At 43.8% G+C, this 13,900-nt stretch carries 11 protein-coding genes and 1 pseudogene; 3 read left to right on the forward strand and 9 right to left on the reverse strand.

Annotated elements, in window-relative coordinates; translation table 11 throughout:
• Positions 1-44 precede the first annotated feature (44 nt).
• The 4 genes from ACED53_RS09085 to coxB are packed head-to-tail and all read right to left on the reverse strand — an operon-like array spanning position 45 to position 4,550.
• Positions 45-929 carry a cytochrome c oxidase subunit 3 gene (locus tag ACED53_RS09085; protein WP_009845661.1) on the reverse strand — a complete coding sequence of 295 codons (885 nt, stop codon included), beginning with the start codon at positions 927-929 and terminating at the stop codon, positions 45-47.
• A gap of 38 nt (positions 930-967) precedes the next feature.
• Positions 968-1,642 (reverse strand): cytochrome c oxidase assembly protein, encoded by a 675-nt coding sequence (locus ACED53_RS09090; RefSeq protein WP_017100937.1) that lies wholly within the window; start codon positions 1,640-1,642, stop codon positions 968-970.
• A gap of 11 nt (positions 1,643-1,653) precedes the next feature.
• The gene (gene ctaD, locus ACED53_RS09095; RefSeq protein WP_017100938.1) at positions 1,654-3,315 is read right to left on the reverse strand and encodes a cytochrome c oxidase subunit I; all 1,662 of its coding nucleotides are present in this window, start codon (positions 3,313-3,315) and stop codon (positions 1,654-1,656) included.
• Positions 3,312-4,550 (reverse strand): cytochrome c oxidase subunit II, encoded by a 1,239-nt coding sequence (gene coxB / locus ACED53_RS09100; protein ID WP_017100939.1) that lies wholly within the window; start codon positions 4,548-4,550, stop codon positions 3,312-3,314. The genes ctaD and coxB overlap by 4 nt, the downstream gene beginning before the upstream one ends.
• A 523-nt stretch (positions 4,551-5,073) precedes the next feature.
• Between coxB and ACED53_RS09105 the strand changes: the two genes are divergently transcribed.
• Positions 5,074-6,798 (forward strand): phospho-sugar mutase, encoded by a 1,725-nt coding sequence (locus ACED53_RS09105; RefSeq protein WP_029225489.1) that lies wholly within the window; start codon positions 5,074-5,076, stop codon positions 6,796-6,798.
• Positions 6,799-6,925: 127 nt separating this feature from the next.
• Here ACED53_RS09105 and ACED53_RS09110 read toward each other — a convergent pair whose 3' ends face one another.
• From ACED53_RS09110 to yegD, 4 genes are all read right to left on the reverse strand, one after another.
• Positions 6,926-7,558, reverse strand: coding sequence for a LysE family translocator (locus ACED53_RS09110; protein ID WP_017100941.1), 633 nt, complete (start codon positions 7,556-7,558; stop codon positions 6,926-6,928).
• Between the two features lie 150 nt (positions 7,559-7,708).
• A complete protein-coding gene (locus ACED53_RS09115; RefSeq protein WP_009845667.1) occupies positions 7,709-8,341 on the reverse strand; it encodes a fumarylacetoacetate hydrolase family protein in 633 nt (210 codons plus the stop codon).
• Positions 8,342-8,731: 390 nt separating this feature from the next.
• A complete protein-coding gene (locus ACED53_RS09120) occupies positions 8,732-9,787 on the reverse strand; it encodes a porin (RefSeq protein ID WP_017100942.1) in 1,056 nt (351 codons plus the stop codon).
• Positions 9,788-10,297: 510 nt separating this feature from the next.
• Positions 10,298-11,650, reverse strand: coding sequence for a molecular chaperone (yegD, locus tag ACED53_RS09125; RefSeq protein ID WP_029222890.1), 1,353 nt, complete (start codon positions 11,648-11,650; stop codon positions 10,298-10,300).
• 424 nt (positions 11,651-12,074) lie between these two features.
• On the opposite strand from yegD, the gene ACED53_RS09130 reads away from it, so the two are divergent.
• Positions 12,075-12,383 carry a DUF1289 domain-containing protein gene (locus ACED53_RS09130; protein ID WP_009845670.1) on the forward strand — a complete coding sequence of 103 codons (309 nt, stop codon included), beginning with the start codon at positions 12,075-12,077 and terminating at the stop codon, positions 12,381-12,383.
• A gap of 202 nt (positions 12,384-12,585) precedes the next feature.
• Here the strand turns inward: ACED53_RS09130 and ACED53_RS09135 are convergent, their stop codons facing one another.
• Positions 12,586-12,936, reverse strand: a complete 351-nt coding sequence (locus ACED53_RS09135) for a HopJ type III effector protein (protein ID WP_017100944.1) — start codon at positions 12,934-12,936, stop codon at positions 12,586-12,588.
• A gap of 193 nt (positions 12,937-13,129) precedes the next feature.
• On the opposite strand from ACED53_RS09135, the pseudogene ACED53_RS09140 reads away from it, so the two are divergent.
• Positions 13,130-13,790 (forward strand): annotated as a pseudogene (locus ACED53_RS09140) (PilZ domain-containing protein).
• The last annotated feature ends 110 nt before the right edge of the window (positions 13,791-13,900 follow it).

A 13,900-nucleotide genomic window follows, 5' to 3' on the forward strand; every position in this document is an offset into this window, starting at 1 on the left:
TTATTTATTCTTCAAAACACGACTTAAAGCAGCCCCGTACATCATCAAAGTACATAGACAAACACGAACAGACCTAACCAAACCACATCAACAAAGTGCCAATACCAACTGCCCGCTTGGAACGCAAAGTGGTCTTTCGGAGTGAAGTGGTCTTTCGCAACTCTCGCCAGTAACACAATCAAAAAGATCGTCCCTAAACAGACATGCAAGCCATGGAATCCGGTCAACAAGAAGAAGGTGTTGCCATAGATACCAGACTGAAGTGTCAGCCCCATTTCTTGATAAGCGTGAAGATACTCTTCAACTTGGAAGAACAGGAAGAAGCCAGCCAGAACAATGGTTATCTCCAACCAGACGATCAAAGCCATACGCTTATTTTGTTCAAGACTGATATGTGCCATGTGCAGCGTCACAGAGGAAAGCAGCAGAATAATGGTGTTCTTAAGAGGGATACCTTGCCAAGGCATGGCTTGTGTCGTCACACCATCAGGGGTAGTAGTTAGTGGCCATATTGATTGGAACATCGGCCACAATACTTCATGGGTCATTTCATTATTACCCGCGCCACCAATCCAAGGCACAGAAATCATTCGAGCATAGAAAAGCGCGCCAAAGAAAGCGCCAAAGAACATGATTTCAGAGAAAATAAACCAACTCATTCCTTGTCTAAAAGAACGAGAAATCTGCTCAGAATAGAGACCACTCAATGATTCTGTGATCACATTGCTAAACCAACCTGCGAGCATGTAAAGCAGCACAGCAAACCCGACTAACAACACCGCTTTGCCAAACACGCCGCCAGCAGCGTCGGTGCCCATATTTTGCACCGTCAAGCCAGCGCCAACCGCGACCAAAAACAGTGCTACAGCACCCACCAATGGCCAGTGGCTTTGGTGTGGAACGAAATAAACTTCCTTTTTAGAACTCATCGCTCAACTCCTTATGTTGATACTGGTTCTGTAAATCCCTAGTTACTTGCGAGTGTGCTCGCTTTTGGTGAGCCAGATTGTAGTGTGTTCAATGTTGATGTGCTCACTTCAGGCTTACTTGCCTCTCCACTCACCTGACTCGTAATGTTAAACAGCGTATAAGAGAGTGTAAGCGTATGTATCGATTCTGGAATATCTGGCTCAATGTAAAATATCAAACCCATTTCTGCGCTCTTGTGCCCGTCCAATGGCTGCTGATTAAAACAAAAGCATTCCATCTTATTGAAGTAAGTTGCCCCCATACCTGGAGAAACCGATGGCACAGCTTGGCCAACCAATGAGGTTCCAGAAAGGTTTTTGGCAATGTAGTTAGTTTGAACCACCTCACCAGGATGAACCTCTAACACTCGAACTTCAGGCGAAAACTGCCACGGCATATCTAGCTTAATGTGCGACATAAATTCAACGCGGACCGTACGAGAGTAATCAGGCTGCATTCCCTGAGGTTGAACGGCAGAGACCGTGTTGGTTTTGCCGTTGATCCCCAAGGCTTCACACATTACGTCATACAGAGGAACCAAAGCGAAACCGAAGCCAAACATCGCAACCACGCTCAACACCAAGTAGCCCGTCAGCTTTTTAGTCGATCGCTTATTAGACAGGCGCTTTGGTTGCTTTTTATCTTGATTGGGATCGCTTTGCTTATCACTCATAGCTCATCCCTCTAATCTACTTTAGGTGGATGAGTAAAGGTGTGGTGAGGCGCTGGGCTTGGTACTGTCCATTCTAGTCCTTCAGCCCTATCCCAAGGCTTACTTGGTGCAGGCTCTCCGCCTCTTACGCACTTAATAGCTAGCCATAAGAAAATCAACTGAGACAACCCAAAGGCAAAGCCACCAATCGACACGACTTGGTTAACATCAGCAAACTGAATGGCGTAATCTGGAATACGACGCGGCATACCCGCTAACCCTAAAAAGTGCATAGGGAAGAACAGTACATTGACTGAAATCACCGACGTCCAGAAATGCCACAGGCTGAGCTTGTGATCGTACATATGCCCAGTCCACTTAGGCAGCCAATAATAGGCAGCAGCCATAATAGAGAACACGGCACCGGTTACCAGAACGTAATGGAAATGAGCTACAACAAAGTAGGTATCGTGGTATTGAAAATCAGCTGGCACGATAGCGAGCATCAATCCAGATAACCCACCAATCGTAAACAGAACAATGAAGGCAATCGCAAACAGCATTGGCGTCTCAAAGGTCAGAGCCCCTCGCCACATGGTCGCCACCCAGTTGAAGACTTTCACACCGGTCGGCACAGCGATCAACATGGTGCAATACATGAAGAACAATTCTGCAAATACTGGCATACCCGTGGTGAACATGTGGTGCGCCCAAACCAAGAATGACAGCAATGCGATACTACAGGTCGCATAAACCATAGAGTGATAACCAAACAGACGCTTACCACTGAATGCTGGGATGATGGCTGAGACAATACCAAAAGACGGCAAGATCATGATGTACACTTCGGGGTGCCCAAAGAACCAGAATATGTGCTGGAACATCACCGGGTCCCCACCACCAGCGGCATCAAAGAAGCTAGTACCAAAGTATTTGTCGGTCAGCACCATGGTAACCGCACCCGCGAGCACGGGCATCACGGCTATTAGTAAGAAAGCGGTAATTAACCATGTCCATACGAACATCGGTAGCTTGAACCAAGTCATACCCGGCGCGCGCATGTTCACTATGGTTACGATCACGTTAATCGCCCCCATGATCGAACTGATCCCCATAATATGAACTGAGAATACGAATAGCGCGGTGCTGTCTGGGCCATAAGTTGTTGAGAGCGGAGCATAAAATGTCCAACCAAAACTCGGCCCGCCTCCCTCAGTAAACAAAGATCCGATCAGGATTAAAAATGCAAAAGGCAGAATCCAGAAACTGAGGTTGTTCATTCTCGGCAGCGCCATATCTGGAGCACCGATCATCATCGGGATCATCCAGTTAGCCAAGCCCGTAAATGCCGGCATCACCGCACCAAATACCATGATTAAACCGTGGACTGTGGTCATTTGATTAAAGAAATCTGGCTCAACGAGTTGCAAACCCGGTTGGAATAGCTCAGCACGGATGACCATCGCCATCGCACCACCCGTTAAGAACATCGCAAAACTGAACCAAAGATATAATGTACCAATGTCTTTATGATTGGTTGAGTACAGCCAACGCGCCCAACCTTTAGGTGCCGCATGTGAGTCGTGATCATCAACAGGCAAATCATTATTGCCTAGTGTACCTTCCTTAGAATGGCTCAGTGCTTGGTCTTCTGCTGGAGCCGATTTCACCGGCTTATTGATTGGTGAACTCATAACTGCTCCTTAGCATCGTTTTGTGCTTTGTCCGTTGAGCCTTCCGTTTCATCCGTTGAACCTTGTTCGTCAGAAGCTTGTTCCCCGCCTTCTTGCTTGGCTTTATAAGCGTTCACATCTGAAGCCTGAACAATATCCCCAGTGTCATTACCCCAAGCGTTTCGTTGATAAGTCACTACCGCTGCGATCTCTTTCTCAGTTAACTGATTATCGAATGCTTGCATCGCCGTCCCGCCACGACCATAAACAATAGTGTCGATATGAACATCCACATCGCCAAGCGCAATAGGGCTTCCTTTTATGGCAGGAAATGCTCCAGGGATACCTTCGCCGTTAACTTGGTGACACACCGCACAACGAGTTTTATACACCTCTTCGCCAATGGTATTGAGCTCTTCCAAGGAAAGTGACGCATCTAATGCATCTTGCGCGGCTTGCTGTGCGGCTACCGCCAATTCTTTTTGTTCGGCTAACCATGCGTCATACTCAGCTTCTTCCATCGCATGCACCACTATCGGCATAAACCCATGAGCACGACCACACAACTCAGCACACTGGCCTCGATAAACACCGGGCTCATCTATCTTTGTCCAAGCCTCATTGATGAAACCCGGAATGGTATCTTTCTTAACGGCAAAAGCTGGTACCCACCATGAGTGAATAACATCATCGGAAGTCATCAAAAAGCGGACTTTACGATTGATAGGCAGTACAAGTGGCTTATCAACTTCTAACAGGTAATGCGCGCCTTTCACTTCGATGCCTTCAATCTCTTTATCACTGGTTGCTAGGAGGCTGAAAAACTCAACGTCTTCACCAAAATAGCTGTAATGCCATTTCCATTGTGACCCTGTGATTTTAACGGTCAGATCTGATTGGGAGGTGTCTTCCATCGCTATTAAGGTTTTAGTGGCGGGTATCGCCATAGCGATAAGGATAATAATAGGAATGATGGTCCAAAGAATTTCTACTTTCGTGCTTTCGTGAAAATGGGCAGCAACCGCACCCTTCGACTTTCTGTGCCTCAGAATCGAATAGAACATCACTCCAAAAACAACAAAGGCAATCGCACAGCAGATATAGAAGATCAGCATATGAAGCTCGTATACCTTACCGCTGATCTCAGTGACACCTTGAGTCATGTTGTATTCACTGCTTGCATGCACCAAAGGCGACACCAAAACCACAACAAAACTTTTCAAAAGCCACGCTAGCCTAACCAGTAATCTTTTCAAAAGATCTCTCCTTATCCTTCCTAATTGGATACTTGCGACCTAAATGTCGTTGCGAGCTGTGTTTCGTTACGAGCTGTGTTTCGTTACGAGCTATATTCGTTGCGAGCTACGTTTCATTACGAGCCAGACAACATTCATTGTTATTCCAGCTGAACATGAAAAGCTGAATCTCAATCTAAAACTCACATGGAGCTAGCCTGTAAACGGGCTGCTGACCTCATCTCAACTTAAGAACCAATACGGATCATAAGCGTTGGAAGTTTCCACTAAAGATTCAAAAACGACGAATTTGTTAAGTTTTGTTATATTTATGTAAAAGGCTAGTTAGTGATATCCAATTGTTCAAGGTAAGTTTACTTATTAAACAGTCAATTATTTGAAGTGGCTTTCCCCATATGCCTTTCCCTTACTGTTGGAATTTATTTTAAATTGAGTTTTACGATTGCTTTCATAGAAATGATAATCAGTATCATTTAAATTAAATCAACAGAAAGACACCCCGATATTAAAAGGTTTAGTGATTATGCAAGATGCAATGAACTGGTTAGCGAGAGACCCAGACCCAAGAACTCGTGAAGAGCTTCAATACCTTATCGATGAGGGAATGCACGACGAACTTGAAGACCGCTTTATTCAACGATTAGAATTCGGAACGGCGGGACTGCGCGGCAAAGTCGGATGCGGCCCAAATAGAATGAACCGCCTGGTCATACAAGAAACGGCCACAGGCCTTGGCCACTATTTAATTGAACATGTCGAAAATGCCTCTATGCGTGGTGTAGTGGTTGGCTACGACGGCCGTTTAGATTCAAAGCAATTCGCGATTGATACAGCTTCTGTACTCACTGCTTTAGGTATTAAGGTTTACCTAACTTCGAATGTTGCAGCGACACCTATCGTTGCCTTTGGTATCGAGCACTTCAACGCGGCGGCGGCTGTTGTCGTGACGGCGAGCCACAACCCGCCGGAGTACAATGGCTTCAAAGTGTACTGGGAGAATGGCGCTCAAATCATTCCCCCTCATGATGCAGGCATTGCTGCTGAAATAGACATAGCATCGACCAAGGCCATCCCATTGATGAGCCTTAGTGACGCTGAAACACAGGGTAAGTTGGTATGGTTAACTGAAGGCTATTATCAAACGTACCGCGCTGCGATCAACCAGAGCCCACACGTGAGTAAAGAGATCGAATCGGCGAACACCACCATCACCTATACCGCTATGCATGGTGTCGGCGCACAAATGGCGGAAGATCTACTTCATAATTCTGGATTCCATAAGGTGTTCAGTGTTGCCGAACAGAGAGAGCCAGATGGTCACTTCCCAACCGTGAACTTCCCCAACCCGGAAGAAAAAGGCGCGATGGATCTTGTGGTTAACTTAGCAAAAAGTGTCGATGCCGACATCGCTTGCGCTAATGACCCAGATGCAGACCGATTTGCGGTTGCCGTTCGAACCGATGATAAAGTCAGAACTGAAGATGCTTCCTATAAAATGCTCACGGGTGACCAAGTGGGTGTGTTATTCGCGCACTACTTGCTATCAAAGCCACACACTAAAAACCAGTTAGTTGGTAACAGTATCGTATCTTCAACTCTACTTGAGAAAGTGGCTAATTCTCACGGTGCGACTTACTTCCAAACACTGACTGGCTTTAAATGGTTAGCGAATATTGGCATGCAATTAGAAGATGAGAAAAACGAGTTCTTGTTCGCCTATGAAGAAGCGTTAGGCTACACAATTGGTACTCAGGTACGAGACAAAGATGGGCTGTCTGCTATCGTCGTGTTTGCTCAACTGGTTGAGGAGTTAAAATCTCAAGGGCGAACCGTTTGGGATCTTCTCGCTCAAATTTCATTTGAACATGGGGTTCATACCAACGCGCAACGAAGTATTGCCCTAGACCCAGATTCACCATCGATTGGTTCTAAACTCCGCTCGGCACAACCAAAAGTAATAAACGGTGTCGCTATCTCTGTGATTGAAGACCTGCAGTCTTCTTTGCGCTTTATTGTCGGTGGGGCTACCGAGGCGATTAACCTGCCAGCAAGTGACGTACTCATCTATCATCTCGAGGATGGTTCACGCATTATCGTAAGACCTTCAGGAACAGAACCAAAAGTTAAGGTTTATTATGAGACGGTAACAAAGTTCGAAGGGACAGAAACCTATGACGATACTCGCAAGCGCGGTGAAGAGTACATGGATAAGCTCATCGAACAACACCAGAAAGAGCTGAACTCTTAGCTCATCATTCTTTCAAAACATCAGTTCAATGAAGTACAATATGTAACTGATAGACATAAAAAATGGACGCTCGAAGCGTCCATTTTTGTATCGGCGGCCAACCCCAATAAACTGTTTGAGTTGCAGTCTACGAGGTAAAGAAAGAAGACAACATCCACACCGCTAACACGATGAAAACTCCGCCCATCACTTTTTGCTGATAGGTACGAAACTTAGCATTTTCTACCAAAGATTTACCAATAGTACCCACTAACGCCACAAGTAAAAAGTTGAACGTCAAACCTAGCACATTCAGCAATAAGCCCAGAACGAGCATCTGCTCACCCGAAGTCGCTTCAATACTCGTCGATACAAACTGCGGTAAGAACATCACGAAAAAAACCAACGCTTTAGGGTTAAGCAGGTTACTAATAAGTGCTCGTTGGTAGTACGCTTTTGCAGCACGGTTGTCGCTTAACTCAGGCGCACTGCCCTGTTCTGTTCGAAGACAATCCCACCCCATCTTTAATAAGTATGCACCGCCTAATAGATGAAGAGCTTTTAAAGCCACTGGACTCATCGCAATCAATGCTGAAACGCCCATTGCTGCCAATACTGTCAGGATAATTCCAGAAGTCGCATTACCTAAGCTCGCAAACACACCGACTTTACGGCCATAGCTCATGCTTGAACTCGCGATAAGTAACATATCAGGGCCTGGTAAAAGGAGAAGAGCTACAACGGCCGTCAGGTAAACAGGTAGGATGGTTAAATCGATCATGGGTTTCAGTATTGATAAAAATGGAGGCGAATTTTATATCAATTACTAACACCCTTCCAGATGCAATCAGTTGCTAGGTATTAAATTGATCGAATTAAACACCATCAATGAACAGTAAAACCAATTTATTAACTAAATACAAAAGACTAATTAACGTGCTACCCACTCGATCTCAATCACAGTGGTTTCGCCACACTTTAGACGACCAAGGAAAATATCACCTTGATGTACCTCTCCAACACCTTTCGGAGTGCCCGTCATCACAACATCACCGTCAAGCAAAGTCGTATAAGAAGATAACTCTTCGAGGATGGTCTGTGGGGAATAAAGCATCTGTTCAACATGCCCTTTTTGAACGCGGACACAGTTAATAAATAACTCTATGTTTAAGTCAGAGAGGTCCAAGTTATCTATGGGAACAAAGCGACTAAAAACAGCAGAACCATCAAAAGCTTTAGCACGTTCCCAAGGCAGACCTTTTGCCTTCAAACTACTTTGTAACTCGCGTTTGGTAAGGTCTAAACCTAGCCCCACGGCAGAGTATTCACCGTTTTCAACAATGAAGCAGATTTCAGCTTCATAATGTAACGTTTCTTGATGGAAAGATGATAGAGAAGACGTAACGCTAGTGCTCGGCTTATTAAACACCACCATAGAGTCAGGGATAACATTATTAAGCTCTTCGATGTGATCAACATAATTGCGCCCAATACACAGTACTTTGCTGGGTGTTGCTGTTCGTTTCGAATTCATCAATTGCTCCTGATCTACAACGCTGCTCATAGTTTGTCCCTAAACTGTTTTTTGGAGCGCAGAGTTTACCGCATCATTAAAAGAGAATCTTCGTCAAGATGGTTACCAATATCTAAATTCTGATCTTTAGCTCAATTAAATGATTTAAATACTTTTATCCGAAGATCGCGACGTATAAGAACTGATGACAAGAGCCATAGCTACGTAGATCATCGCTGCGTAGACCATAGCTACGTAGATGAAATGAATGGCAAGGTAACATGAAGGGAAAGCTAAAACAGATGCATATAGAACGAAAGCAGCCCCCTCAAACCAAAAGGCTTGAGAGGGCTTAGCATGGTGTCTAGGACAGTATCCGAAAAGGTAAATTTAAGGAGTAAACACTATGCATAATAGTAGTCAAACTCAATGAGTCGCGACTTATAGGTAGAAACGAGCACCAATAGTCCACTTGTCATCAGTTTTTCTGTTGTCTGCATCGTTTAGATCAAACTGATAGCCAGTGTAGCCAACAACATTGCTCGTAAAGTTGTATTCAGCTTGTAGAGCTAGCTCTTCACGGTCAGTTTGTGTTGCCGCGCCTTTCGTCGCTTCGCCTTCAACAACTTCGTAGTTAACGCTTAAGTTTAAGCTGTTCGCTAAAGCGTAAGCCGCTAGCAATTCATATGCATCACTTTCTTCAAGGCCTGCGTTCATGTTTTCGTTTGAAGCGTAGATACCTGCTAGGTATAAACCTGAACCGTAAGAACCGTATGCAGCAGAAACTAGGTGAGATTCAGCCGTCTTAGAAACACCACCCTCTTTGAAGTCACCAGTGTTGAAGGCATAACCCAATTTAACACCAGCGATTGAGTAACCAAGAGTCGCTTGAATACGGTCATCGTAAGACACCGTTGAACGAGTAGTAACAACAACACCACCAAGAACGTTTTCAGTGTCAGTCGTTACGTCATTGCTGCCCTGCCAACCTAGACCAAAGCTAAGCTCACCCGCTTCACCAAAATCAAATCCGTTGCGGTAACTTGCCATTTTGTCTGCACGACCAGTACCTAGCGCACCGTGGTTGTCGTATAAGAAATCGTTCGCGAAAGCGATCGGCATATCAGTAGCTGAAGCTACATCGTAGTATGGCGCCCACTGCGTACCTGCAACAGCACGACCTAGCTCATCATGACTTAAACCTACATAACCAAGACGAGTAGTGAACGACTCATCACCACCGTTTAGGTAGTTAAGCGCCCATTCGCCTTTAGCGTCAGCTGTGAAGCCATTACCTAATTCTTGCGTAGCATTAAAGTTGATACGTGGTGAGTTTGTACCAACATCCGTATCGCCTTTCTCTGAACCATTCAGGTTTACAGAAACGTGACCACCAACAGAGAAGGCTGTACCGTCTTCGTTATAAAGCTCTACCGCAACTGCCTGTGTACCAAATACTGCACCAGAAATTGCTAGCGCTAAAAGTTTCTTATTCATTGTCATATCCATTTGTAACTGGGAGAGTGATTCCATAACAACCTCGTACTTACGAAGAGGTTGTTACCTGCATTTAACAAGTGGGAAAACACTAATATACGACTGACAAAAAAGTTGCATTAAAATATATAAAATAAAAAAAATCTCGCTATAAAAACAAAAAATACCATTAAAAACAAACCATTAAAAACAAACCTCAAGCTAATTTTTGGTATTCTTTGATATAAAAACCTTTGATTTTTTGATTTTCCAATCATAAAAACAGCATTAGACACTTAAGCTACAAACGACTTTCTAGACCATTCTGCGACATACCATTAACTTAGAAACATCCTGTAACATAATGAACCGTACTGAAATATTTAGCCTTGTGAAACAATTCCCAATTTGAACTAGGATAAGTTGCTTTATTAATTATTGGCTATTGCTTTATTGAAAGTTCACTAGAGAAAATACAAAAAAAGGGCAACCAATCCGTGACTGGTTGCCCTAATACAAGTTAGTACATTCTTATTTGAAGCAAACCTCAGCCCAACGTGCTAGGCCTGAAGTTACGGAACCAAAATAGTTACCACTCACAATTGGCACATTCGGTACGGCTTGTTGTACTGCTTCTCGAAGAATAGGAGAACGGGCAGAACCGCCCGTCATGTAGATGACATCTGGCTTTTTCTGACCTTGTTGAATCGCTTCTTTGACCAATTCAATCATCTTAGATTTTGGCGTTTCAATCGCTTCAATCATCTGCTCAACGGAGATATCCACTTCAATCAGATCTGATGCAACATTGATTGCTGTTCGATATTGGGAGGATTCTGCCAATGCAATCTTGGCTTCTTCCGCCCGACGCACAATGCTGTAACCTAAAGTATCGTGATAGACCTTCATTAAACGGTCTAACTTTTGAGGCTCTGAAGCTTCTTTACGAAGTAACTTTAACGCGGCTAGGTTTTCCCTTGAATAGAAGTTTTTTTGAGCTTCTACATTGTTTATCGCAATTGGATTCCAGAATTGAGTCAACGGCATATCGATACCCGAAATACCCTTACTACCCATACCGAAAGGTGACATCAATTGTTTGAAGGCAAGGTAAATATCAAGATCATTACCCCCTACCCTTTGTCCACTGTGTGCTAACAAGCTTTGGGTGCGGTTCGCTTTACCAGACCAACTTGGCCCCATTTCTAACAATGAGCAATCAGTGGTACCACCACCAATATCGACAACCAATACCGTTTGGTTTTCAGTCAGAGTACTTTCGTAATCAAGGCCTGCAGCGACCGGTTCAAATTGAAAGGCTATATCAAGGAAACCTGCACGTTTGGCTGCACGTGAGAGTATATCTTCGGCTTGTCGGTTTGCTTCTTCACCACCACGACCGTGGAAGTTAATTGGTCGGCCAATAACAGCTTGTTTGATCGGCTCTTGAGTCGTAATTTCAGCTTGATGCTTGATATTCGCCATCATGGCACACACTAAATCTTCGAAGAAACTCACCTGGACATCATGTAATCCACTGGCACCAAGGAAAGACTTGGGGGACTTAACGTAATAAACGTCACGAGGGTCTTCCAAATAGAGGTCCAATGCAGCCTGACCAAATGCCATGTCTTCTGGCACTAGGTCGATACTCTCTTCTCGGTTCAGAGCGATAGCACGTCGCAACACCTGGTCACCAATCGCATCACTCGGTTTGATATTCAAATGGCGAAATAGGTGCTCAGAAACGCTCTCACGAGTAGGTGCAAATACAGTTGAGGGAATATAATGGTTGCTACCTTCCAATGGTAACAGGCTTGGTTCTCCATCAACCATCGCCGCGACAGAACAGTTCGCTGTTCCATAATCAAATCCAATAAACATAATATCCCCCACTCAACAAAAGGGTCGAGATGCTACATGAAAAGCCTTTAAATTACGAGGTCATTTGTCGATTTTACTTAGGGTCTGTTGACCTTTCGTGGTTAAATTTTTGTTCGAGATAGAATCGTTTTAGGCGCGGCAAGATGTATGTAGCCTAGTCATTCTAAGTAAATACATCTTAACAAAGTATAAAACGATTCTAACCGAACCCTTCGGGCAGCCTTTGTGGTTCATTTCTACTGTGTTATCGGCTTCTCATGTAGGCTAGCTACACTTCAAAGCCTCTGCCTTGTAGAAATTTCCCACAAAGTGCTGCAAAAATCAGCTCGAAAGATCAACAGACCCTTGTGTTTTTGGTTTGATGACTCTTAAAAAGGAAACAAATATGCTACATTTCAGCCCAAATGAATCATGGGTTAGATAGATGAAAACACCTTGCCGAGCGGCTTGTAAAAATAATGGCGGAATGTGCAGTGGCTGCTTTCGAACAATGGATGAAATTATAGGTTGGAAAGGCTTATCTGAAGACGAACGAACGTCAGTCATGGATAACCTTAGTGGCGAGAGTTCGACTCACCAATGTCCGCAGTGTCATGAGCCAGCTCAATGCGATATTAGTGCGGGTAAAGAGACGTGTTGGTGTTTTGAGTTAGAGAAGCGTGATACTAGCAACATTCCAAAAACTGGTGCGTGCATGTGCCGTAAATGCCTGTCTGCCTTGCCTATTCAGTAGCTTACGAACCTAGTCAAGAGTTTTCATACATAATCAACAGCTTGCAAACATAATCAATAGCTTACAAAGCTACTCAGCAGCTTACGAGCCTGTTCATCATATACAAAAAAGCGAGAGGTTGTTCTCTCGCTTCAAGATACGACATTAAGTTTCGACCTACTACTTACTACTTACTACTTACTAATAGTTATCTAGTTAGTGGTTACTTCGATTTTGCAATCAGCGCAGGCTGAGAAAACTGTACTCCGCTCCAGCCATGAGTCATGAAGTTACGAATATTTTGATGGTCAGTGTTCTCGGGAAAACCTAATACGTCATTACGATAAAATTGACCAAAACAAGCAAGTGTTTGCTCTGCAGATAGACCTTGCTCTAAACCAAAAGCAAAAATCTTACACGAACCATTATTCTGCCCAGTGGCATTCACTACATCGCCATTACGAAATTCACTCTCAGCAAAATCATAATGAGCTTCTATCACTTGTATTGTGTCTTCAAATTGCACGCTTTCTGGGGTATCAGCCAGAGTATTCAATAAGGTTTGCAGTTCCATTTAATATTTCTCCATCAAGTACATATCTGAAGCAGTGTATCTTGTTTTTCAGCAAGAGTAAGCCGTTGTTTCCTTTAATCCGTTATTCATTTTTTTGACGTCCATGACTAATTACTTCAATGAAACTAATGACATAGTTTTATCAGAGCGTTATATTATTTTATCAAACGGTCAATATTGTTTAGTAACGAATATGCATAAAGACAGAAGGTTAGAACTGTTCAGATACCTTAAACCAGGTACAAAAACAGTGGGTGTATTGGAGTTTGGCCTAGATGACTCAATCCAGATAAGTACACTTTATATCGGACACAAAGAAGATCAGTACCTTATACTTGAACTTTCAAAAAAAGCGACCGAAGCACTAACCGCTAAGAAAGCTCATCAACGTTGATATTGTTGTTCGTGCTATTACCGATACTGAACTTGGACACATTGTCGCGTTTAAGACGACTGTACTGGCCCGCATCACCTCGCCAGCACACCTTATCTTCCTTCGCCCTCCCTCAAGCTTTGCGAACAAACCGATCCGTGAACATGAACGGTATAAGATGCGTCTCAGCTGTGAAGTCACCGTTGATACTCTATCACTAGATGCCACTCTGGTTGATTTTTCAGCTTCAGGCTGCGGTATCTATCTTACTCAACAGTCAGATATCGATGTGGGCTGGAAGATAAAAGTAAATTCCAATTTAAATGAACATTTGGATGACGATCTGGTTTACACCGTGGTGAGTAAGAAAAGGCAAAAACAAGGCTGGCTATTAGGCATTCAGTTTCCTCAACACCTAAATATGAGTGATGAGTTGAAAACGCTTCTGTTGGAACAAGCTTTTGTAACTGGCTCTATCTAAATACACGCTAACAGGAATACAAGCTAAAGGGAATACAGATACAAAAAGAGCTCTTACTCAGCTCGAAACCCGTAAAACTTATTCAATTTTATCAATTAGATAACGCCATT

The sequence above is a fragment of the Vibrio sp. 1F169 genome (assembly GCF_041439605.1).
Classification (GTDB): Bacteria; Pseudomonadota; Gammaproteobacteria; order Enterobacterales; family Vibrionaceae; genus Vibrio; species Vibrio tasmaniensis_A.